Below are 22,802 nucleotides of genomic sequence, written 5' to 3'. Positions count from 1 at the left end.
TCAACCTACGTCGCAACAGGCGTCCCCTGTACACCGGTTCACCGAGGGCACAGACGGAACGAAGCCCTCCGCGCGAAGCCCCGGTTCACCCCGCCACCGGGGCCCCGAGGACCGCGACGCCCAGCGGGCGAACACCGACGGGCAGCCGCGTCACGGTGCCGCTCCCGACGTCGACGACGCTCAGCCCGTTCCAGTGGCCGTCGCGGGTGAAGCCGCCCGAGACGTAGGCGGTGCGGCCGTCGGACGACACGGCGACCGACTCGTGCGGACCGTCCAGGGCGATGACGCGCTCGTCGCCGCCGGGCGCGCGGACGGTCAGGGACGGCCCCTCGTCCTCGGCCGGGTCGATCGGCCCGGTCCCCACCACGTAGAGCGTGCCGTCGGCGCCGACCGCCACGCCGTGCTGGTGGGTGTCGGCGGTCATGGCCTCGATCCGGACCCGGCCGCCGCGCGGATCGAGCACGGCCAGCCGCTCGCCCTCGAAGGGCAGCAGCAGCGCCCCGTCGGACGGGCGTACGGCGGCGTAGTGGGGCTTGAGCCAGGAGCCGAGGCCGCCCTCGGTGCCGTACGGCGCGACCTCGACGCGGCGCGTGGACCAGTCGCCGGTGTCGACCACGGTCACGTCGAAGGAGTCGTGCCCGGTGGCATAGACCTGCCGGCCGTCGCGCGAGACGTCGACGTCGAAGGGGCGGCGGCCCACCCGCACGGTCTTGGTCACCTCCCGGCGTGCGGTGTCGACGACCTCCAGCGTGCCGTCGCCTCCCGGCACGTTGACGCCGACGTACAGGCTGCGGCCGTCCGGGGACAGGGCGATCCCCATGCCCCCGCCCCGGTACTCGCCGGTCGTCACCGGGCCGGTGGCGGTCCGGTGGGGGATCAGCGCGGTGCGTTCCCGGGTTCGGGTGTCCACCGCGGCCACGCCTTCCGCCGTCGCCACCCAGGCCGTGCCGTCCTCGCCGACCGCGATGCCGTACGGGGCCGTCCCGACCTCGACCGAGCCCAGATCGGCCGCCGCGCCGCGTCGGCCGGGGTCGACGAAGGTGACGGTGTCGGCGCCGAAGTCGGTGACCACGAGGGTGCCGTCGGAGGTGCGGGCGGGAGCGGAGCGGGCGCCCGGGGCCCCGCCGGGGGAGGACGCGGACGGTGCCGCCGGTGCCTCCCCGTCCCCGGCCGTCGTGCACCCGGTCGCCGTCGCGGTGACGGCGGCCAGCAGGGCCAGGGAGCCCGCGAGGGCGCGCCGCTTCACGGCCGCCCGCCTCCCCGGTGCCCGCGGGTGGCGCCGTCCTCGGCGCGCCGGAGCAGGCCGGCCATCGCCACGAAGCCCCGGCGTTCCGCGTGCGCACGCGCGGTGACCCCGTCGCCGTCCGGCAGGGAGGGGTCCGCGCCCGCGGCGAGCAGCGCCGCCACCACGTCCAGGTGCGTGCGGTCGCCGTCGCCGAGGACGACCGGCTCCAGCAGTGCCGTCCAGCCGAGCCGGTTGACATGGTCGACGTCCGTCCCGGTCTCGGCGAGCACCGCGCGCACGTAGGCCAGGTGCCCGCGTTCACCGGCCGGGATCACGGACACGCCGCCGAAGCGGTTGGTCAGCGTCACGTCCCGGCCGCCTGGCAGCAGGGCCCGCATCATCGCCACACTGCCCGTGACCCCGGTGACGAGCCACGGGCTGTCCTCGCGCGCGTCCTGCGCGTTGACGTCGGCGCCCGCGGCGACCAGCACCCCGGCGGTCTCGACCCGGTCGGCGAGGGCGGCCACCAGATCGGGGGTGTCGGGGTCGGGCGGGATGGGGGTCATGACGGAGGACTCCGCGGTGTCGGGGGCGTGTACCGCCATCCTCGCCCCCTGCCCCCGGGCCGCGTTCGGCGCACCGGCTCCTCGCCCGTGACCGGGCGGGGGACGGGCCCGTCGTCCGATCGGTCGACCCGGCCGCCGGTGCGGTGCGGTGCGGTGCGGTGCGGTGCGGTAGCGGTGGCCGCGTCAGCCCACCGCGAAGGGCAGCCGCGTGGCCAGTGCGCCGAGCGCCGCCGCCTCGTCCGCGGTCGGGGCGCGGCGGCCCGTGCCGACCAGCAGCGCGTCCGCGTCGGAGAGGGACCGGGGGAACTCCTCGCCCGCCACCCGTTCCAGCAGCGCCCGCGCCCCGGCCAGGGCCTCGGCCGAAGGCCCGGCCGCGTCCGGCAGACCGGCGACGAGATCCAGGTGGTGCAGCGTCCATTCGAGGACGTACGCCGAGAGGTAGTCGCCCGCCGTGAGCACCTGCTCCTGCGTCTCCACGCGGGCGCCCGGGTCCGCGAGTCCGGCGGCGCGGCCGGCCGCCGAACCCACGTCGTCCAGGTGGAACTTGAGCAGCCGCGGCTCCTCGTAGGCGGCGGCCAGCCGGACGGTGAGCGCGTCCAGCGGATCGTCGCCCGTGGGGGTCGGGACCACGTTCCAGTAGGTCGCTGCGTCCCTGGTCGGCTCCCCCGTGGCGGGAGTCGCCAGGGTGATCAGGACGTCCTGGGCGTCGATGACCAGGTGGCACACCAGGTCCCGGACCAGCCAGCCGGTGCAGCCGGACGGTCGTGCGAAGTCCTCGTCGGCGAGGCCGGCCACGGTGGAGCGCAGGGCCGCCCAGGAGCTGGAGAAGAGTTCCATGCCCGCAAGCCAACAGCACGGGCGGGCCGGCGGCGACCGGTTTCCGGCCGGTCCCGGGAGACCCCGGGAGGCGGACGCTCAGACCCCCGCCGCCGCCGGGGACTGAGCGGGTTCCTCCGGCGGTTCGGAGAGTTGCTCCCGTACGTAGTTCCAGACCACCGCGATCAGCGCGGCGATCGGCACGGCGAGCAGGCTGCCCACGATCCCGGCCAGGCTGCCGCCCAGCGTCACCGCCAGCAGGACCACGGCCGCGTGCAGACCGAGACCCCGGCTCTGGATGATCGGCTGGAACACGTTGCCCTCCAGCTGCTGGACGACGACGATGATCGCCAGCACGATCAGCGCGTCCGTCAGGCCGTTGGACACCAGGGCGATGAGCACCGCGACGAAGCCCGCGAACAGGGCGCCGACGATGGGCACGAAGGCGGACACGAACGTCAGCACCGCGAGCGGCAGCACCAGCGGCACGCCGAGGATCCACAGCCCGAGACCGATGAAGACCGCGTCGAGCAGGCCCACCAGCGCCTGCGAGCGGACGAAGGAGCCCAGCGTCTCCCATCCGCGCAGGGCCACGGCCGGGACGTCGGTGGCCAGCCGGCCCGGCAGCTGGCGGGTGAGCCAGGGCAGGAACCGCGGTCCGTCCTTGAGGAAGAAGAACATCAGGAAGACGCCCAGCACCGCGGTGATCAGGCCGTTGACCACGGCGCTCACCCCCGTGGTCACCGCGGTGACCACGCTGCCGACGCTGTCCTGGACGCGGGCCATGGCCGAGTCGAGCGCACCCGTGATCTGGTCGTCGCCGATGTTCAGCGGCGGGCCGGCCGCCCACTCGCGCAGCCGCTCGATGCCCTCCACCACGCCGTCGGTCAACTCGCCGGTCTGGGACGACATCGGCACCGCGATCAGCGCCACGATGCCGAACACGGCCAGCAGGAACCCGACCGTGACCGTCGCCGCGGCGAGCGCCGGGCGCCATCCGTGCCGGCGCAGGAAACGGGCCGGCGGCCAGGTCAGCGTGGTCAGGAGCAGACCGACTATCAGGGGCCACACGACCGACCACATGCGGCCGAGCAGCCACAGGGCCACCGCGAGCATGACGAGTACGAGCAGCAACTCGGCAGAGACGCGCGCGCCGGTGCGCAACGCGGCGCGGGTCCTCGCGGAACTCAATCTGGCAGACATGGAGGTCACCCTATGGGCAACCCCCGTCGTCTCCCGAGGTGAGGGTCGGGGCGAGGACCCGCGCCGGGCTCAGCTCTCCGGCACCTTGACCCAGTCGAGGGTGCGCTCGACCGCCATCTTCCACCCGGCGTAGCCCTCCGCGCGCCGCTCCTCGGACCACTGCGGTTCCCAGCGCCTGGACTCGCTCCAGTGGGTGCGCAGTTCGTCGGTGTCGCGCCAGAAGCCCGTCGCGAGCCCGGCCGCGTAGGCGGCGCCGAGCGCGGTGGTCTCCGCGACGACGGGGCGGCTGACCGGCACGCCGAGGACGTCAGCCTGGATCTGCATGCAGAGGTCGTTGGCGGTCACGCCGCCGTCGACCCGGAGCACGTCCAGGTGGACACCGGAGTCCTGCTCCATGGCCTCGACGACGTCGCGGCTCTGGTAGCAGATGGCCTCCAGCGTCGCGCGCGTCAGGTGCGCGTTGTCGTTGTACCGGGCGAGCCCGACGATCGCGCCCCGGGCGTCGGAGCGCCAGTAGGGGGCGAACAGGCCGGAGAAGGCGGGGACGAAGTACATGCCGCCGTTGTCCTCGACGGTGCGGGCCAGTTCCTCGCTCTCCGCCGCGGTCTTGATGATCTTCATCTGGTCGCGCAGCCACTGCACGGCCGACCCGGTCACCGCGATGGAGCCCTCCAGCGCGTAGACCGCCGGGCTGTCGCCGAACTGGTAGGCCACCGTGGTGAGCAGGCCGTGCTGCGAACGGACCAGTTCCGTACCGGTGTTGAGCACCAGGAAGTTGCCGGTGCCGTAGGTGTTCTTCGCCTCGCCGGGCGAGAAGCAGACCTGCCCGACGGTGGCCGCGTGCTGGTCGCCCAGGACGCCGGTGATGGGCACGGCGGCGCGCAGCGGCCGGGAGGTCCGGGTCGTGCCGTAGGCCTCCCGGTGCGAGGACGGGTGGATGGCGGGCAGCATGCTCCGCGGGATCCCGAAGAAGCCCAGCAGCTCCTCGTCCCAGTCGAGCGTCTCCAGGTCCATCAGCATGGTGCGGCTCGCGTTGGTCACGTCGGTGGCGTGGATGCCGCCGTCGGGACCGCCGGTGAGGTTCCACAGCACCCAGGAGTCCGTGTTGCCGAACACGGCGTTGCCCGCTTCCGCGGCCTCCCGGACCCCGTCGACGTTCTCCAGGATCCACTGGATCTTCCCGCCGGAGAAGTACGTCGCCGGGGGCAGCCCGGCCTTGCGGCGGATGACGTCGCCCCGGCCCGAGCGCTCCAGGTTCGCCGCGATGGCGTCGGTGCGGGTGTCCTGCCACACGATGGCGTTGTAGTAGGGACGCCCGGTGCGGGGGTCCCAGACCACCGTGGTCTCGCGCTGGTTGGTGATGCCGATCGCCGCCAGGTCGCTGCCCGACAGCCCGCCGTTGCGCAGCGCGTTCTGCATCACCGAGTTGGTGCGCTCCCAGATCTCGACCGGGTCGTGCTCCACCCATCCGGAGCGCGGGAGGATCTGCTCGTGCTCCAGCTGGTGCTTGGCGACCTCGTTGCCGCCGTGGTCGAAGATCATGAACCGGGTGCTGGTGGTCCCCTGGTCCACCGCGCCGATGAAGTCCGCCATGGTTGTGCCGCCTCTCCGGCCGGTGTCAGCGTTCTGAAGCCGGGACACGCCCCGGCGGTTCGGGCTCGGCCGTCGGCAGGAACCGGCCGACGAACACCTTGTACAGACCGGCGCCGAGCACGCCTCCGATCAGCGGACCGAGGATCGGCACCCAGAAGTAGAGGTTTCCGTACTGATCTCGCCACGCTCCTCCGTACCCGGTGAGGAAGCTGGCCAGCCGGGGGCCGAAGTCGCGGGCCGGGTTGATGGCGTAGCCGGCGTTGGTGCCGTAGGCCATGCCGATCGCGACCACGATGAGGCCGATGATGAAGGCGCCCAGGTTCGCGCCCGGCGGGGTGTTCAGCATGTCCGTGACGGCCAGGATCAGCAGCAGCAGGATGGCCGTGCCGATGACCTGGTCGCGGAAGGCTCCCCACTCGTGCACCGGCAGCGCCGGGTTCCCGTTGGCGGGAAGCGTGGAGAACACCGTCTGCGTCTTGATGGTGTGACCGGGGTCGGCCTTCGCCAGGGCCTCGCTGTAGTTCCAGCGGACGATGAGCGCCGCCACGAAGGCGCCCGCCGTCTGGGCCAGTGCGTACGGGAGCACCTTGCGCCAGGGGAAGCCCTTGAACGTGGCGAGGGCGAGCGTCACCGCGGGGTTGAGGTGCGCGCCGCTCAGCCGGGCCGCCACGTAGACGCCGAGGGTGACACCGAAGCCCCACGCCCAGGCGATGCTGTCGTGGTCTCCCAGGCCGCCGGCCGGGTCGGTGAGGGCACCGCCCGCCGCGACCTGGGCGACCACGCCGCAGCCGAAGAGGATGAGGATCATCGTGCCGGCGAATTCGGCCGAAACCTCACCGATCAGACCATGTCTTTTGAGCCGCTCAGCCATGGAAGCTCACCTTCCGCCGGCATGACCGGCTGTCGACTGTTCGAGCCTCTCCTCGCACAGACTAAGGTCGCTTCCGGCAAACCGCACATAAAGGACAAGCGTGACGAGAGGTCACCTCGTGGCGGAGCGCCCGGACGTGGGCGGGGGCGCCCCGCCCGGCGCCCCCGCCCGGGGGCGCCCTCCGGTCCGGCCCGGGTGCTCCGTACGGGTGACCGGCCGCTCAGGGCGCGATCGGCAGCTTCCGCTTGTGGTCCGTCAGCCGGTACCGGTCGACGATCTTCTGGAAGGCCTCGTCCTTGACGGGCTTGCCCTCCAGGAAGTCGTCGATCTCGTCGTAGGTGACGCCGAGGGCGTCCTCGTCGGCCTTGCCGGGGTCGAGGGACTCCAGGTCGGCCGTCGGCACCTTGCCCACCAGCTCGGCGGGCGCCCCCAGCCGGTCCGCGACGGCACGCACGCGCCGCTTGGTCAGGCCGGTGAGCGGGACGACGTCGGCGGCGCCGTCGCCGAACTTGGTGAAGAAGCCGGAGACCGCCTCGGCCGCGTGGTCGGTGCCGACGACCAGCCCCTGGTGGGCCCCGGCCACGGCGTACTGCGCGATCATGCGCTGCCGGGCCTTGATGTTGCCGTGCACGAAGTCCTGGTGGTGGTCGTCGCGGAACGCCACGTCGGCGTCGAGCAGGGCGGCGAGCATCGCGTCGCTCGCGGGCCTGATGTCGACGGTCAGCACCTGGTCGGGACGGATGAAGGAGAGCGCGAGCTGGGCGTGGTGCTCGTCCGCCTGGACGCCGTGCGGCAGCCGCATGGCGTAGAAGCGCGCCTCGTGACCCGCGTCCCTGGCCCGCTCCACGGCCAGCTGGCACAGCCGTCCCGCGGTGGTGGAGTCGACGCCGCCGCTGATGCCGAGCACGAGGGAGCGCAGGCCGGTGGAGGTCAGCCGGTCGGCCAGGAAGGCCACCCGGCGCTCGATCTCCCGGTCGGCGTCGAAGGTCTCCGCGACCTCCAGCTCCCGGGCGATCTCCAGTTGCAGGGCGATGGATGCCGGCTCGCTCAATTCCGCTCCTTGTTCGATTCACAGGGCCTGGTCACTCACCCTACCGAGCGGAGCCGGAAAGGTGCGGGGCGGCCGTCGGGGGCCGCCCCGCACACGCGAGGGTCAGGTCAGCGGCTCCACCCGGATGTCGCGGAACCGGACCTTGTTCCCGTGGTCCTGCAACCGGATCGCCCCGGCGGCGGGCGACTCGGCCCGCCCGGAGGCGGTGGGCCCGTCGAGAACGACGTCGTCGTGGACCGTCTCGCCGTTCCAGACCACCGTCACCCGCGCGTCGGCGGTCTTGCGTCCGCCGTCGTCGAAGCGGGCGGCACGGAAGACCACGTCGTACGTCTGCCAGGTCTCCGGGGCCGCCGCCGCGTTGGTGTCGGGCGCCTTCTTGAGGTAGATCGCCCCCGCCTCGTTGGTGTCCGGGGTGGTGTCACCGTGGGAGTCGAGGATCTGCAGCTCGTAGCGGTCCTGCAGGAAGATGCCGCTGTTGCCGCGGTCCTGGCCGGTCACGTCGGGCGGCAGCAGGGGCACGCGGAACTCCACGTGCAGCTTGAAGTCCTGGTAGGCGTCCTTGGTGCGGATGTCACCGCAGCACACCTCCATCGACTCCTCCTCGGCGAGCGGCCACGCCACCCGCCGCCCGTCCGTGTGCTGCCACCGCTCCTGCGAGGCCGCGGTCCCGTCGAACAGGGTGCGGGCGCCCGGCGGGTGCACCGTGACCAGGTCGAGGTTGACGTGGCCGGTGTCCCCGGCGTCGTAGCGGTAGGAGACCGTGTTGTGCCCCGCCCTCAGCCGCAGGCGCTCGGTGCGGGTGGACCAGGTGTCCCAGTCCCCGGTGGAGGGGAGCGCGGTCTGGCGCACCTTCTTCCCGTTGGCGTACACGGACAGCGACTTGGTGCCCTCGAAGGGGTTCGGACCGTTCGAGTAGCGCAGGCCCACGTCGTAGGTGCCGGACTTCGGGACCGTGACGTCGAAGGCCGTGGCGGCCTTGCCCTCGGTGGCGTAGCGGTCGACGAAGCCGCTGCCGGAGTAGCCGGCGTGGTCCGTGTTGATGCCGGCCGTGCCCGTCAGGCGCGCCTCCTCAGCCTCGTAGAGGGTGGCCGGCGGAGGCTCCTTGCCGGGCATCTCGTTGAGCGTGTACCAGGCCTCGGTGCTCCACAGCGTCTCGCCGGATGCCGAGGCGAACGGGCGCGGTGAGCGCACGTGCACCACACGGTCCGCCCGGAGCCCGTCGAGACGGAGCCGGACGGTCCGGCCGTCGGCCGAGAGGGTCGCCGACCGCACGGCCAGCTCCTCTTCGGCGATCTTCGGGCCGCCGTAGTCGGCGGTCGGCGTGTAGCCCCACTGCTCGACCTGGTAGCGGTCGGCGAGTTCGGCGGCGGTCTCCTCGGAGAGCGGCTGGGTGTACGTGAGGTCGAAGCCGCCCGGCACGGCGCGCATCTTCTGGATGTCGAAGGTGTCGCCGCCGTTCGGCGTCAGCTTCTGCAGGCCGAACTTGAGCTTGCCCTCCTGGCCCCAGTTGCCGTCCGCGCCGAGGCCGCCGGCGTAGACCGCGCCGTCGGGGCCGAGGGAGATCCGGTTGACGCCGGCCTCCAGGCCCTGGGTGTAGCGGAAGACGGCGCCCTGGTACTGGCCCTTCACCTTCTCCAGGTAGGCGCGCTGGAGACCGCCGTAGGTGACGTCGCCGATCAGCATCTGGCCGGCGAAGGCGCCCTTGCTCAGGTACAGGGGAGTGGAGGGCGAGTTGCCGATCTCGTTCTGCGGCAGCCACAGCACGGGTTCGGTGACCGGGGAGCCCTCGAAGGGCCCCGCGGGCTCGGTGTAGTGGTTGAAGAAGCGGTCCTGCTTGATCTGGACGAGCTTCGAGGAGGGCAGCCATCCGCCCTGGTTGTCGGTGGCGAAGAGGTCGCCGCCGGGGCCCCAGCCGATGCCGTTGGGCGTGCGCAGGCCGCCCGCGACGGGGCTGATCTTCCCGGTCCTCTTGTTGATCTTGTACGTCGTTCCGCGGCCGGGTGCGGGCTGCGGCGTGGTGGTCGCGCCGCCCAGGTCGATGGCGACGGAGAGGTTCACGTAGAAGTACCCGTCGCGGTAGAGCAGGCCGAAGGCGAACTCGTGGAAGTTGCCCCCGTAGGGCCAGGTGGCGACCGTGCGGTACTCGTCGGTCACCTCGTCGCCGTCCGCGTCGACCAGCCGGGTCAGCTCGTGCTTCTGCGAGACGTAGAGCGCGCCGTCGACGTACTTGACGCCCATCGGCTCGCGCAGGCCCTCGGCCACCTTCTTGACGGTGACCTCGTCCCGGCTGGTCTCGCCGGTGACGTTGTCGAGGAGGTAGACCTCACCGGCAACGTTGTCGGTGCCGCCCCAGGTACTGATCGCGAGGCGTCCGCCGGGCAGCCAGTCCATGCCGGTGACCTGCGGCTCGAAGCCCTCGGGGCGCAGGTCGGTGAGGGTGAGGTCGGGGCGCACGGAGTTCAGCGGCAGGCCGTCGCCGGGGGTGTCGGTGCCCGCCTCGCACTCCTTGCGGCCCGGTGCCGTCACCCGGACGACCCCGGCGTCGGTGCTCAGCGCCTCCTGCGGCACCACGGCGAAGGCGCTCTCGCCCGGCGGCATCCAGGACAGTTGCAGCTGCTGGTCGCCGCCGCGGTCGAAGTGCTCGATGCGCAGCGGGTGCGTTCCGGCGGTGAGTTCGACCGTGCCGTCCTTCGGCTCCGCGCCGTGCAGGCCGTCGTGGTCGATCACCGTCGAGCCGTCCAGCGTGAGCCGGGAGCCGTCGTCGCTGACGAGGCGGAAGGCGTAGGTGCCGTCGCGCGGGGCGACCAGGTAACCGGAGGCCTCCGTCACGAAGTTGTCGGCGATGCCGCCGAAGTCGGCCGTACTGGACCAGTCGACCGTCGGCATCAGCCTGTCGTGGTTGGGGGTCTGGCCCGGTTTGAGGGCGCACAGCTCGTTCAGGGGCGTCTGGACGTCGAACACCCGCATGGTGATCCCGGGCTCCTGCGGCGGGATGTCCGCCGGGGCCGCCGAGGAGGCCGGGGCCGCCAGGACGCCACCGACGGACACCGCCGACGCGAGCAGCAGGATGAGGTGTCTTCGGGCGCGCGAGAACAGCCGTGGGGGCATTGGTCCTCCAGTGGGGTGGGGACCGGACCGTGCCGGAAATCGCTCCGGTCATGAGCGGCAGGACGGTGTTCCGCCGCAAAGGTAGGAGACTTCCGCTTGGCATGTCCATACTTTGTCATCGATGTGTTCAAAGTTCTGGACGCCCCAAGTCCGGAACTCCGTATGCCCGTTGGGTCAGGGCGTGCGGTGCCCGGCCGTCTCCGCCGCCTGTCGCTCCGCCAGGACGCGGCGGTGGCTCCACACCAGCAGCGCGAAGAGGACGCAGCCGGAGATGATCAGACTCGTCCCGGTGGCCCAACCGGAGTACGGCAGCTCGGGCAGCAGGCCCCACACCACCCCGGCCGCGACGAGGAACAGCCCCACGAGCACCGCCCCGGCGATCCGCCAGGGGGAGGAGACGCTCTCCTCGGCCGCGCGCAGCGCCCGGGCCCGCACGGGGGCGACGAACCGGTCCAGGGCGGGGATCGCGCGCGAGAGCAGCACCACTCCGGCGAAGACGAGCAGCAGCCCCGGGCCGGGCAGGACCAGCAGCGCGACGCCGATCACCAGCACAACGGCGCCGACGGCACCGAGAGCGGCCCGCCGGATCGATTCGACACCGCGCGCCATGTCGTCCCACTCTCCCGCGGTCGGCAAGAACTCCGGTTCGGTCGGCGTGCTCAACCTTAGGCAGGGTTCGACGCGCGGGCGATTCCGGGCGGGCGGGAGGGTTCCCAGACCGAGCAGTCGTGGGCGAAGAGGACGCGCCGCGGATCGAACGCGGCCAGCCGGTCCAGCCAGGGGCGGTACTCCGGGAGGGGCGGTGCCGTGCCCTCCAGCGCGGCCAGGCGGGCCAGCTGGTCCGCGCCGAACTCCGAGGCGGAGTCGTGCGCCTGCCCGGCGAGGATCACGGTGCCGTCGTCCCGCGCGACGACCAGCGACTGGTGCCCCTCGGTGTGGCCCGGCGTCGGGACGATCCGGACGCCCGGCCAAACCTCGGCCTCCCCGTCCAGCTCCTCGTACACCGCGCCGGGGAAGTCGACGAGTTCCTCGAAGGTGTGACCGCCCTCGCGCGCCGCGGCCAGCTCCCGGCCCTGCACGAGGACCGGCCGGCCGGCCAGCAGCGGATTGCCGCCGCAGTGGTCGAAGTGCAGGTGGCAGTTGACCACCAGGGTGATTTCGTCCGGCCCGGCTCCCGCCGCCGCCAGCGCCGCGCCCAGCGCACGCCTGCGGGGCCGGTAGTGCGCCTCAGTCGCTTCGTCGGCAGGACCCATCCCGGTGTCGAAGAGGAGGAGCCCCCGCTCGTGCCGCACCAGATGGGCGAGCACCGGCTCGACGCGCGGCCGCGGCCCGCCGGTCTCCTCGGCCGGCCGCACGAAGTACCCCAGGTCCAGCCGTCGTACCTCGGTTCGCGTCGTCATGTCCCCATGCTGGCGCGCCGCATGGGCCAAGGCCACGGGATCTGCCCACGGCAGAGCCGGAGTCGGACGCCCCATCGACGTACGCGCGCATCACTGCTAGACCTGCACAGCAGCCCGCACCGCCGGTACCGCCCCCCTCACCCGACCTGCCCGCACCACCTGCACCCACCGTCCAAGGAGGAGCATGTGAGAGCTCGTCGCGCGGCCGTCCGAGGCGCCTCCGCGCTGGTCGCCGTCCTCGCCCTGACCGCCGGACTCGCCGGCCCCGCCGTCGCCGCGGACCCGGCCGGCGCCCGGCCGGCCGCCACCCCGGGCGACCCCGTCACGCACGAGGAGAACGACCGGGTCCCGGAGGGCTCGGTCTGGACCCAGCACTACTTCCCGTCCGCCGACCGCTCCGGCACCCGGCTCCACGCCGACGTCCTGCTCCCCGAGGGGCTGGGCAGACACGAGGAGGTGCCGGTCATCCTCTCGGTCGGCCCCTACTTCGCCCACGCCGGCCAGACCGGCCCGGAGGGCTGGACCCGCAGCGGCCCGTCCGCCCGCTTCCAGGACTTCATCGAGGGCACCGACCTCTTCGACCGGGGATACGCCTTCGTCATGGTCGACCTGCGCGGCTTCGGGGGCTCCACCGGCTGCCTCGACTGGGGCGGCCCCGGTGAGCAGGCCGACGTGAAGGCGGCGATCGACTGGGCGTCGCGGCAGCCGTGGTCCACCGGCGCGGTGGGCATGTACGGCAAGTCGTACGACGCGGTCACCGGCCTCATCGGCAACAACCTGGACCAGCGCGCGCTCAGGGCCGTCGTCGCCCAGGAGCCGCTGTGGGACATGTACCAGTACATCTACTCCAACGGCGTGCCCCGCCCCAACGTGACCGGCACCGCCGGCGCCTACAACTCGATCGCCACGATGCCGCCGATGGCCGACGACGATCCGCGCTATCAGGAGGCCGCGCGGTACGAGGAGAGCCATCCGGAGTGCCTGACCGAGAACTCCGCCGGCTACCGCATATCCGACCAGCGGGACGAGCACTGGACCTCCCGCGACCTCGCGAGGATGGCCAGGGGCAGCGACACACCGCTCTTCGTCACCCAGGGCTTCATCGAGAACAACACCAAGCCCGAGGAGATGCAGGAGTACCTCGACAACCACCGGGGCCCCGAGCGCGGCTGGGTCGGCCAGTGGGACCACGTGCGCGGCGGTGACCGCGTCGGCGACGGCCGTCTGGCGATGGGCCGCGAGGGCTGGTACGACGAGACACTGTCCTTCTACGACCAGTACCTCAAGGGCGTCCGGCCGACCGTGCGCTACCCCGCCTACGCCGTCGAGGACTCCACCGGAGCCTGGCGCGCCCAGCGCACCTGGCCGGTCACGGAGCGGACGGTGGACCTGCCGCTGGGCGGCGGTTCCTACGTCGACGACGGCGGGGCGTCCGTCCGGGCGGACCTGGCCGCGGCCGGGCGGCCGGCGCCCCCGGAGACGCCGCGGCCGACCGGTGAGTGGGACATGGAGAACGCCCCGGCGACCGAGCCGCCCGCCCCGCGGGGACTGGCGGCGGAGCTGGCGGAGCGTCAGCGGGCCGGCGAGGCCGGCTCCAGCTTCTTCGTGTGGTCGAGGCCGCTGCGCGAGGACGTACGCGTCACCGGCACCCCGCGGCTGTCGCTGAAGGCCAGGGGGGAGGGCAACCTCATGGTCAAGCTGTACGACGTGGCCCCGGACGGCACCGCCGTCATGTTCGACGAGCAGGTCTCACTGGTGGACTCCGGCCGGCTGGCCGTCGATCTGAAGGCCACCGACTGGACCCTGGCCGCCGGGCACGTGCTGGCCGTGGAGATCGGGTCCGTCCAGACCGGGTCCTGGCGCGACACCCCCTCCGGCGAGACCGTCCGGGTCGGCGACGCCCGGCTGCGGCTCGCCCTGGACGACCCGGCCGACGACGTCCCCACCGCCGGTGACCGGTCGCCGTACCTGGACACCTACCTGAGCCAGTACACGGTGACGCTGCCGGCCGGGCCGGGAACGTATTCGGTGGTTCCGGGTGGCCGGCCGTGACAAGCTGTGCTCCGGATTGTCCGAGCCCAGGAGGTCGTCATGGCTGAAGAGTCTTCATCGCAGGCAGGTTCGGAACCGGCGGAGACCGGGGGGCCCGCCCTGACACCCGACGAGAACGGCCGGTACGACCTCAAGGACAAGTTCCGCGAGGCCCTGGAGCGCAAGCGCGGCAAGCAGGCGGAGGCCGCCGCTCTCGCGGCCAACGCCGACGTGGCGAAGATCCGCGGAGCCCACGGACCGGCCGCGAACCAGCGGTCGTTCCGCCGCAAGAGCGGCTGAGACCGGGACCGGTCGTACGAGGCGGGGCCCGGCCGTGGTGACACGGCCGGGCCCCGCCCTCGTCACGGTCGTCCGGTCACGGACGGCTGGTCAGATAGCCGCCCATGGAGGTGAAGTAGTCGGCCGCGGACAGCTCCCGGCCGTCCTCCGTCCGCACCCGTGTGACGGCCAGGCCGTGGTTGCGCCCCGTCCGCGCGTCGGCCCCGGCGACGATCACCACCCCGTCGCCCTCGCGGTAGAAGATCCGGCCGGGCGTGCCCCCGTAGCGGCCCTGCGAGACCACGGCGGCCAGGACCTCGAGCCGCCTGCCCCGGTGGAAGGTGAAGGCGCTGGGGTAGGGCTCGGACTGGGCGCGGACCAGCCGCTCCAGGTCCTCGGCGGGCCAGTTCCAGTCGATGCGGATGTCCTCCGCGGACCGCTTGTGGAAGAAGGTCGCCTGCGACCGGTCCTGCGGGGTGAACTCGGTCTGCCCGGAGGCGATGAGCGCGAGAGCGCCGACGGTGACCGGGGCGATCAGGTCGACCGTCTTGTGGAAGAGGTCGGTGGCGGTGTCCGTCGGCCCGACCGCCACCGCCTCCTGCCGGACGATGTCGCCGGCGTCCAGCTCGTCGTTCATCATGTGCGCGGTGACGCCGACTTCGGACTCGCCGTTGATCAGCGCCCAGATCAGCGGCGAGAACCCGGCGTACTTCGGCAGCAGCGAGTCGTGCACGTTGAGCGTGCCGCGGCGCGGAAGCGCGAAGATCCGCGGCGGGATCCAGGTCCGCCAGTTGTTGGCCACGATGATGTCCGGATCGGCGTCCTTGAGGCGCTCGAACAGCTCGTCGTCGTCGGGGCGGTTGCGGATGAGCACCGGGACGCCGTGCTCCTCGGCGAGATCGGCGACCGAGTCGCTCCAGATCTTCTCGTAGGCGTGGTCGCTCTTGGGATGGGTCACGACCAGCACCACGTCGTGCTCGGAGTCCAGGAGGGCTTGCAGGGTCCGGTGCCCCCAGGTCTGGTAACCGAACATGACGACCCGCATGGGGTACCTCCTCAAGACAGGGGCTGCCCCGGCAAGTTGGGCAAGGCTTACCTTAGTGTGCAACGTCGGTGCGCAACACCCCAGTTGGCGGCCATGCCCGTCGGGTCGCCCTATCGACAGTTTCAGAGTCTTAACTTAGGCTAACCTAAGTTTCCGGCGGGCCGTTCCGTCGGCATGTCCCATTTCGGTACCCCCCAGGCCTCACAGGCGACTGTCCCGCACGATGGGAGTGACATGTCACAGGTTCTTCCTGATGACGCAACGCTGGTCCACGACCTCATTGGCGTCGGCTTCGGCCCGTCCAATGTCGCCATGGCGATCGCGATCCGCGAGCACAACGCACAGACCGGCGGCCAGGAGGCGGTCAGCGCCCGCTTCTTCGAGCAGCAGCCGCGCTTCGGCTGGCACCGCGGCATGCTGATCGACGACGCGACGATGCAGGTCTCCTTCCTCAAGGACCTCGTGACGCTGCGCAACCCGGCCAGCCGGTTCAGCTTCCTCTGCTACCTGCAGAGCAAGGGCCGGCTGATCGACTTCATCAACCACAAGAACCTCTTCCCGCTGCGGGTGGAGTTCCACGACTACTTCGAGTGGGCCGCGGCCCAGGTCGACGACCAGGTCTCCTACGGCCACGAGGTGGTCGGCGTCACCCCCGTGGAGCGCGACGGAGCCGTGGACCACGTCGAGGTGACGGTCCGTTCGGGCCAGGGCTTGGAGGTCCACCGGGCGCGCAACCTCGTGATCGGCACCGGTCTGCGCCCGCTGCTGCCGGAGGGCGTGGAGCGCGGCGAGCGGGTCTGGCACAACTCCGAACTGCTGGCGCGCGTCGACTCCTTGGAGGGCACCTCGCCCTCGCGGTTCGTCGTCGTCGGCGCCGGACAGAGCGCCGCCGAGAACGTGGCCTACCTGCACCGCCGCTTCCCCGGCGCGGAGGTGTGCGCGGTCTTCGCCCGCTACGGCTACAGCCCGGCCGACGACAGCGGCTTCGCCAACCGGATCTTCGACCCGGCGGCCGTGGACGACTACTTCGCCGCGCCCGGCACCGTCAAACGCCGGCTGATGGACTACCACGGCAACACCAACTACTCCGTGGTCGACATCGACCTGATCGACGACCTCTACCGGCAGATGTACCGGGAGAAGGTCCTCGGCGCCGAGCGCCTGCGCTTCCTCAACGTCTCCCGGCTCACCGACGTCAAGGAGACCTCCGACCGGGTCCGTGCCACGGTGACGTCCCTGGTCACCGGCGAGGAGACGCACCTCGACGCCGACGTCGTGGTCCTCGCCACCGGATACAGCCCGGCAGACCCCCTCGGCCTCCTCGGCGAGGTCGCGGACCGCTGCCTGCGCGACGACGAGGGACGGGTGCGCGTCGAGCGCGACTACCGCGTCGCCACCGACGCAGCGCTGCGCTGCGGCATCTACCTCCAGGGCGGTACGGAGCACACGCACGGCATCACGTCGTCGCTGCTCTCCAACACCGCGATCAGGGTGGGGGAGATCCTGGAGTCGGTGGTCGCCCGGAGCCTCAAGTCCGCCTCGGACGAGGCCCGGACCGTCGCCGACGGGACCGGCGACGGCGCGCGTTAGTGTAAGCCGCCATGACCACGACTGCTGTTGAGCGCCCCGCGCCCGGGGGCACCACGGATCGGGCCCGTCGCGGACGGGTCGCGGGGCTGGCGGTGCTCGCGGTGCTGCTCGTGCTCGCGGCGGCCGCGTCGCTGGCCGTCGGCGCGCGGGCGCTGACCCCCGCCGAGGTCTGGCACGGGCTGGCGGCCGCGCCCGAGGCGGACCAGCGGCTGACCGAGATCCGGCTCATCGTGCGCACCGTGCGGGTGCCCCGCACGGTGCTCGCGGTCGTGGCGGGCATCGCCCTCGGGGTCGGCGGGGCCCTCATCCAGGGGTACACCCGCAACCCCATCGCCGACACCGGGCTCCTCGGCATCAACGCCGGCGCCTCGTTCGCCGTCGTGTCGGGGATCGCCCTGCTCGGCCTGACCGATCCGTTCCAGTACGTCTGGCTCGCCTTCCTCGGCGCCGCGCTCTCCGGTGCCGTGGTGTTCGGCCTGTCGAGCATCGGCCGGGGTGCGGGCAACCCGCTGACCCTCGCCCTGGCGGGCCAGGGGATCGCGGTGTTCCTCGCGGCGATGACCACGGCGGTCTCGCTGACGGACAAGGCCTCGCTGAACGCGCTGCGGTTCTGGAACTCGGGTTCGACGGCCGGGGTCGGCTTCGACGTCATCTGGCCGGTGACCGCGTTCATCGCCGTCGGCCTCCTGCTGGCGCTCACCACGCTGCCCGCCGTCAACCTCCTCAACCTCGGTGAGGACGTGGCGCGCGGGCTCGGCGTGAACGCCGCCCGCAGCCGGACGGCGGGCATCGTCGCCATCACCCTGCTGGCCGGCGCGGCCACCGCGGCCTGCGGGCCCATCGCCTTCCTCGGGCTCATGGTCGCGCACGTCGCCCGCCACCTCACCGGGCCCGACTACCGCTGGCTGGTGCCCTACGCCGGTCTGCTCGGCGCGGTGGTGCTGCTGGTCTGCGACATCGTGGGACGCCTGGTGGTACGGCCGGGGGAGCTGGACGCCGGGGTCGTCGTCTCGCTGCTCGGGGCGCCGTTCTTCGCCGTACTGGTGTGGCGCGGGAAGTTCAAGAACACGTGAACGGGGCGGGTGTGAAGGACGGTACGGGCGTGCGGCCGGGCGGGACGGCCGTGAAGGTGCCGGTGGCGCCGGGCGTGCGGCTCGGCGGTGTGTCGTTCGTCTGGCGGCCCTGGACCGCGGGCGTCACGGTGCTGCTCGCGGCGGCCGCCTTCCTGGTGTTCTGCCTGTCCATCGGCGTCGGGGACTTCCCCATCGGGCTGCCCCGGGTCCTGGCCACGATCGCCGGCCGGGGCGAGCAGGTCGACGAGTTCGTCATCCTGGACCTGCGCATGCCGCGGGCGCTGGCCGGACTCGTGGTGGGCATCGCGCTCGGCGTGTCAGGCGCTCTCACCCAGTCCATCGCCCGCAACCCGCTGGCCAGCCCGGACGTCCTCGGCATCACCAGTGGCGCGGGCGCCGTGGCGGTGTTCCTGGTGACGGCGTCGGGCGGTGCCGCGACGGCCGTGGTCGACTCCGTGGGCCTGTCGGCGGCGGCGCTCGCGGGCGGGCTCGGCACCGGTCTGCTGGTCTACTTCCTGGCCTGGCGCCGCGGCGTCGACGGCCTCCGGCTCATCCTCATCGGCGTCTCGGTGACCGCCGTCATGCAGGCCGTCACGACCTGGCTGCTCGTCACCGCCGACATCAGGGACGTGGCGCGGGCCCAGGCGTGGCTGGTGGGCTCGCTGGACAACCGGTCCTGGGACGAGGTGCGGGTGGCGCTCTGGTGCACGCTCGTTCTGCTGGCCGTGGTCTCGTGCGCCGCCTTCCAGTTCAAGCCGATGCACTTCGGCGACGAGATCGCCGCGGGGCTCGGCGTCCGCTACGCCGCCGTGCGCGCGGTGCTCCTGCTCTGCGCGGTGCTGCTGGCCGGCGTGGCCGTGAGCGCGGCCGGCCCGGTGCCGTTCGTGGCGCTGGTGGCGCCCCAGGTCGCGATGCGGCTGGCGAGGTGCCCGACGCCGCCGCTGGTGGCCTCCGGCATGGTGGGGGCCCTGCTGCTGACCGGATCGGACCTGGTCGCGCGCACGGCGCTGCCGGTGTCGCTGCCCGTCGGCGTGGTCACCGCGGCGATCGGCGGGCCCTTCCTGGTCTACCTGCTGGTGCGGGCGAACCGCCGATAGCTGCTACAAAGTAAGGCAAGCCTGATTGAGGGGGGTCCAGTGGCCGTTGAGTCCATCACCGGCGCCGTGCCGGCGGCCGGCGGCAGCGCACGGCTGTCCGCCAGGGGAGTGGCGGTCGGCTACGGCGCCCGCCCGGTCATCGACGGGCTCGACGTGGCGATCCCGCCCGGAGTCGTCACCACCATCATCGGGCCCAACGGCTGCGGCAAGTCGACCCTGCTGCGCACCCTGTCCCGGCTGCTGAAGCCCACCAGCGGCACCGTCGTGCTGGACGGCGAGGACATCGCGGGCCTCAGGACCCGGGACGTCGCCAAGAAGCTCGGACTGCTGCCCCAGGCGCCGGTCGCCCCGGAGGGTTTGACGGTCTCCGACCTGGTCGCCAGGGGCCGCCACCCGCACCAGAGCTGGCTGCGGCAGTGGTCCTCGGACGACGCGGCCGTGGTGGGCCGGGCGCTGGCCATGACCGGGGTTGCCGACCTCGCCGACCGGCCGGTGGACTCGCTCTCCGGCGGGCAGCGGCAGCGCGTCTGGATCTCCATGACCCTGGCCCAGGGCACCGACCTGCTGCTGCTCGACGAGCCCACCACCTACCTGGACCTGGCGCACGCGATCGACGTGCTCGACCTGGTGGACGACCTGCACGAGTCCGGGTGCACGGTGGTCATGGTGCTGCACGACCTCAACCTCGCCACCCGCTACAGCGACAACCTGGTCGTGATGCGGGACGGGGCGATCCTCGCCCAGGGGCATCCGCGCGAGGTGATCACCGCCGAACTGCTGCACGAGGCGTTCGGGCTGCGCGCCAAGGTGATCGACGACCCGGTGGGGGACCGGCCCCTCATCGTCCCGATCGGGCGTGCCCACGTGGAACTCGACCCGGTATCCGCGGAGTTGGCACAGTGAGGGTAGGCTAACCTCACTCGGACGCGATATGGTTTGCTGCCCTCATCCGGGGCGCAGTGGACGGCGCGACAGCAAGGGATCTCCGGATGCTCCTCAGAACGACGCGTATGACGCCCTGGCGACGACTGGCGGCGGCGCTCTCCGCCGCCGCACTCGGCGTCGGCCTCCTCGCGGGGTGCGGTTCCGACTCGGACGAGCCGGCGGACAGCGCGGGCGGCGACGACTCCACCGCCGGGGCGGGCGCGTTCCCGGTCACCGTGGAGCACGCGTTCGGCACCACGAAGGTCACCAAGGCGCCCGAGCGGGTCGTCACCGTCGGCTACACCGACGACCAGACCGTCCTCGCCTTCGGCATCAAGCCCGTCGGCATGGTCGACCAGTACCCGAACCCCGAGGGCCAGAGCCCCGACATCAACACCCAGTGGCCGTGGGTGAAGGACAAGTGGGGCGACGCCAAGCCCGAGGTCATCATGAAGAACGGCGACACCGGCCCCAACTACGAGAAGATCGCCGCCCTGCGCCCCGATCTCATCATCGCGGTGTACTCCGAGGTCGACCAGGCCGCCTACGACAAGCTCTCCAAGATCGCGCCGACCGTGGGACGCACCAAGGCCGAGAAGGAGCCGTTCAGCGCCCCCTGGCAGGACAACGCCGTGCACATCGCCAAGGCACTCGGCAAGGCCGAGGAGGGCGAGAAGATGGTGGCCGGCATCCAGGGACAGCTCGACGCGGCCAAGAAGGACCACCCCGAGTTCGCGGACCAGACCGCCGTGGTGCTCTCCTGGTACAAGGACTCGGTCGCGCCGTTCACCTCCACCGACGTGCGCGGACGCCTGGTGACGGGCATCGGCTTCAAGTACCAGACGAAGATCGACGAAGTGGCCGGCGGCGACTTCTACACCACGCTCTCGCCCGAGCGCGTCGACCTCGTCGACGTCGACCGCGTCTTCGTCATCAACGACCAGGCCGACCAGGACGCGCTGAAGAAGTTCAAGCTCTTCGCCAACCTCGACGCCGCCAAGAACGGCAAGGTGACCTACCTCCTGGACAGCGAGGGCCCCGCGGTCGGCGCGGCCATCTCCCAGGGCACCCTGCTGTCCATGCCGTACGCGGTCGACGAACTCGTCAAGTCGGCCGGGTAGGTGTGAGCGCGACAGACACCCGGGTCGCCCCGGCCGCCCTGCGTACGGCCACCGGACGCGAGGCCGCCCGCTGGGTCGGGGCGCACTGCCGCGAGGTGCCGTGGCTGACCCTCGCCACGGCGCTCACCACGGTGGCCGGAGCGGCCCTCCAGGTTCTCCCGGTACTCCTGCTCGGCCGCGTCGTCGACGCGGTCGTCGGCGGCGAGTCCCGCTCGGTCCTGGTCACGATCGGCACCGTGATGGTCGCGGCCGCGCTGCTCGGCGCGGCCGCCACCGCGGTGTCGACGTACCTGATCGGGCGGCTCGGCGCCGACCTGCTGGCCCGGCTGCGCGAGGGCGCGGTGCGCGCCGTGCTGGGGATGCCCAGCGCGCGCGTCGAACAGGTGGGCCGCGGGGACGTGCTGTCCCGGGTCGGCGACGACGTGGCCGTCCTCTCCAAGGGCATCCGCACCGCCGTCCCCACGGTCTTCTCGGCCGGTGTGCTCGTCGCCATCGCCACGGCCGGCATGTTCGGCCTGGACTGGCGGCTCGGCCTCGCGGGCGCCGGCGCGCTGCCCGCCTACGCCCTCGCCCTGCGCTGGTACCTGCCGCGCTCCGCCCCGCTCTACCGGCGCCAGCGGGTGGCCCAGGCCGACCGCGCCCAGGCCCTGATCAGCGGCCTCAACGGCATCGACACCGTGCGGGCGTACCGGCTGGAGGACCGCTTCCGCGAGCAGGTGGACCGCGAGTCCTGGCGGGTGCGCGACCTCGGCATCGAGGTGTTCCGGTTCTTCGGCCGCTTCGTCGGCCGGGAGAACCGCGCCGAGTTCATCGGTCTGACGCTCATCCTCCTGGTGGGGTACGCCCTGCTGGAGGCCGACGCCGCGACACTCGGCGAGGTGTCCGCCGCCCCGCTCCTCTTCCACCGGCTGTTCACCCCGCTGGGCGCCATCATGTTCACCTTCGACGAGGCGCAGAAGTCGGGCGCGAGCCTGACCCGCCTGGTCGGAGTGCTGGGCGAGGACACGCAGGACCGGCTGGTCGGCGACGCCGGTGCCGCTGCCGCGGCCGCCGGTGCCCACCCGGTGCGGGTGGAGGGGCTGACGTTCACCTACCCGGGCGCCGAGGAACCGGTCCTCAGGGACGTCGACCTGACCATCCCCGCCGGGGGCTCGCTCGCCCTGGTCGGCGCGACGGGTGCGGGCAAGACGACGCTCGCCGCGCTGATCGCCGGCATCGGAACACCGCAGTCCGGATCGGTGCGGGTGGGAGCGGTCGACCTGGCCGGAGTCGACGAGGCCGGTGCGCGGGCGCTGGTGAGCATCCTCACCCAGGAGACGCACGTGTTCTCCGGCCCGCTCGCCGACGACCTCCGGCTGGCCGCCCCCGACGCCACCGACGCCGAACTCGACGGCGCCCTGCGGACGGTGGGCGCCGGCCACTGGCTGGACACCCTGCCCGACGGACTGGACACCCCGGTGGGTGAGGGCGGCGAGCGCCTCGACGGGACGAAGGTGGCCCAGGTCGCCCTGGCCCGGCTGGTGCTCAGCCGCTCACCCGTGGTGGTGCTGGACGAGTCCACGGCGGAGGCCGGCAGCGAGGGCGCCGCCGAGCTGGAACGGGCCGTCACGGCCGCCTGCGCCGGCCGCACCACCCTGTTCGTGGCGCACCGGCTCACCCAGGCCATGGCCGCGGACCGGATCGCCGTCCTGGACGCCGGGCGGGTGGTCGAGGAGGGGACGCACGAGGAACTGGTGGCGCTGGGCGGCCGGTACGCGCGACTGTGGCGGGCCTGGCGAGAAGGTAGTTGATCAGGGGTGGTTAGGTAAC

The 22,802-nt window shown here is 72.4% G+C and carries 19 protein-coding genes; 8 read left to right on the top strand and 11 right to left on the bottom strand.

Translation table 11 applies throughout. The annotated features are described in order from the left end of the window. Window positions 1-85 precede the first annotated feature (85 nt). The 10 genes from IE108_RS09095 to IE108_RS09050 form a co-directional block, all read right to left on the bottom strand. A complete protein-coding gene (locus IE108_RS09095) occupies window positions 86-1,246 on the bottom strand; it encodes a YncE family protein (RefSeq protein WP_064731356.1) in 1,161 nt (386 codons plus the stop codon). Beyond that, the gene (locus tag IE108_RS09090) at window positions 1,243-1,791 is read right to left on the bottom strand and encodes an ankyrin repeat domain-containing protein (RefSeq protein WP_229851734.1); all 549 of its coding nucleotides are present in this window, start codon (window positions 1,789-1,791) and stop codon (window positions 1,243-1,245) included. The genes IE108_RS09095 and IE108_RS09090 overlap by 4 nt, the downstream gene beginning before the upstream one ends. Before the next feature lie 183 nt (window positions 1,792-1,974). After that, window positions 1,975-2,628 (bottom strand): maleylpyruvate isomerase N-terminal domain-containing protein, encoded by a 654-nt coding sequence (locus IE108_RS09085; RefSeq protein ID WP_064731358.1) that lies wholly within the window; start codon window positions 2,626-2,628, stop codon window positions 1,975-1,977. Window positions 2,629-2,706: 78 nt separating this feature from the next. After that, window positions 2,707-3,810 (bottom strand): AI-2E family transporter, encoded by a 1,104-nt coding sequence (locus IE108_RS09080; RefSeq protein ID WP_064731359.1) that lies wholly within the window; start codon window positions 3,808-3,810, stop codon window positions 2,707-2,709. 69 nt (window positions 3,811-3,879) lie between these two features. Beyond that, window positions 3,880-5,403 carry a glycerol kinase GlpK gene (gene glpK, locus IE108_RS09075; protein ID WP_064731360.1) on the bottom strand — a complete coding sequence of 508 codons (1,524 nt, stop codon included), beginning with the start codon at window positions 5,401-5,403 and terminating at the stop codon, window positions 3,880-3,882. A 25-nt stretch (window positions 5,404-5,428) separates the two neighbouring features. Beyond that, window positions 5,429-6,274 carry an MIP/aquaporin family protein gene (locus IE108_RS09070; RefSeq protein WP_064731361.1) on the bottom strand — a complete coding sequence of 282 codons (846 nt, stop codon included), beginning with the start codon at window positions 6,272-6,274 and terminating at the stop codon, window positions 5,429-5,431. A gap of 220 nt (window positions 6,275-6,494) precedes the next feature. After that, a complete protein-coding gene (gene nadE / locus IE108_RS09065) occupies window positions 6,495-7,325 on the bottom strand; it encodes an NAD(+) synthase (protein WP_064731362.1) in 831 nt (276 codons plus the stop codon). A 102-nt stretch (window positions 7,326-7,427) separates the two neighbouring features. Further along, window positions 7,428-10,433, bottom strand: coding sequence for a 3-keto-alpha-glucoside-1,2-lyase-like domain-containing protein (locus IE108_RS09060; protein WP_064731363.1), 3,006 nt, complete (start codon window positions 10,431-10,433; stop codon window positions 7,428-7,430). Between the two features lie 174 nt (window positions 10,434-10,607). Continuing rightward, window positions 10,608-11,042: a PGPGW domain-containing protein gene (locus IE108_RS09055; RefSeq protein ID WP_064732096.1), complete on the bottom strand. Its 435-nt coding sequence runs from the start codon at window positions 11,040-11,042 to the stop codon at window positions 10,608-10,610. Window positions 11,043-11,098: 56 nt separating this feature from the next. Further along, window positions 11,099-11,833, bottom strand: a complete 735-nt coding sequence (locus IE108_RS09050; protein WP_064731364.1) for an N-acyl homoserine lactonase family protein — start codon at window positions 11,831-11,833, stop codon at window positions 11,099-11,101. Between the two features lie 186 nt (window positions 11,834-12,019). On the opposite strand from IE108_RS09050, the gene IE108_RS09045 reads away from it, so the two are divergent. Together IE108_RS09045 and IE108_RS09040 are read left to right on the top strand one after the other, a co-directional pair. Further along, entirely contained in the window at window positions 12,020-13,885 is a 1,866-nt protein-coding gene (locus IE108_RS09045; RefSeq protein ID WP_064731365.1) for a CocE/NonD family hydrolase, read from the top strand. A 39-nt stretch (window positions 13,886-13,924) separates the two neighbouring features. After that, window positions 13,925-14,164 (top strand): DUF5302 domain-containing protein, encoded by a 240-nt coding sequence (locus IE108_RS09040; RefSeq protein ID WP_064731366.1) that lies wholly within the window; start codon window positions 13,925-13,927, stop codon window positions 14,162-14,164. Window positions 14,165-14,240: 76 nt separating this feature from the next. Here the strand turns inward: IE108_RS09040 and IE108_RS09035 are convergent, their stop codons facing one another. After that, the gene (locus IE108_RS09035; protein ID WP_064731367.1) at window positions 14,241-15,188 is read right to left on the bottom strand and encodes a methionyl-tRNA formyltransferase; all 948 of its coding nucleotides are present in this window, start codon (window positions 15,186-15,188) and stop codon (window positions 14,241-14,243) included. A 234-nt stretch (window positions 15,189-15,422) separates the two neighbouring features. Here IE108_RS09035 and IE108_RS09030 point away from each other — a divergent pair, with 234 nt between their 5' ends. The 6 genes from IE108_RS09030 to IE108_RS09005 all read left to right on the top strand — a co-directional run bounded on the left by IE108_RS09030 (window position 15,423) and on the right by IE108_RS09005 (window position 22,783). Then, window positions 15,423-16,778: a lysine N(6)-hydroxylase/L-ornithine N(5)-oxygenase family protein gene (locus IE108_RS09030; RefSeq protein WP_064731368.1), complete on the top strand. Its 1,356-nt coding sequence runs from the start codon at window positions 15,423-15,425 to the stop codon at window positions 16,776-16,778. 11 nt (window positions 16,779-16,789) lie between these two features. Beyond that, window positions 16,790-17,851, top strand: coding sequence for a FecCD family ABC transporter permease (locus IE108_RS09025; RefSeq protein WP_064731369.1), 1,062 nt, complete (start codon window positions 16,790-16,792; stop codon window positions 17,849-17,851). A gap of 11 nt (window positions 17,852-17,862) precedes the next feature. Continuing rightward, window positions 17,863-18,948, top strand: coding sequence for a FecCD family ABC transporter permease (locus tag IE108_RS09020; protein WP_064732097.1), 1,086 nt, complete (start codon window positions 17,863-17,865; stop codon window positions 18,946-18,948). 39 nt (window positions 18,949-18,987) lie between these two features. Beyond that, the gene (locus tag IE108_RS09015) at window positions 18,988-19,851 is read left to right on the top strand and encodes an ABC transporter ATP-binding protein (RefSeq protein WP_064731370.1); all 864 of its coding nucleotides are present in this window, start codon (window positions 18,988-18,990) and stop codon (window positions 19,849-19,851) included. 86 nt (window positions 19,852-19,937) lie between these two features. Then, the gene (locus tag IE108_RS09010; protein ID WP_064731371.1) at window positions 19,938-20,993 is read left to right on the top strand and encodes an iron-siderophore ABC transporter substrate-binding protein; all 1,056 of its coding nucleotides are present in this window, start codon (window positions 19,938-19,940) and stop codon (window positions 20,991-20,993) included. 2 nt (window positions 20,994-20,995) lie between these two features. Beyond that, window positions 20,996-22,783 carry an ABC transporter ATP-binding protein gene (locus IE108_RS09005; RefSeq protein ID WP_064731372.1) on the top strand — a complete coding sequence of 596 codons (1,788 nt, stop codon included), beginning with the start codon at window positions 20,996-20,998 and terminating at the stop codon, window positions 22,781-22,783. Window positions 22,784-22,802 lie beyond the last annotated feature (19 nt).

The sequence above is a fragment of the Streptomyces parvulus genome (assembly GCF_014648855.1).
Classification (GTDB): domain Bacteria; phylum Actinomycetota; class Actinomycetes; order Streptomycetales; family Streptomycetaceae; genus Streptomyces; species Streptomyces parvulus.
Note: the sequence above shows the minus strand (reverse complement) of the source record. Positions and strands in the feature narration are given on the sequence as shown.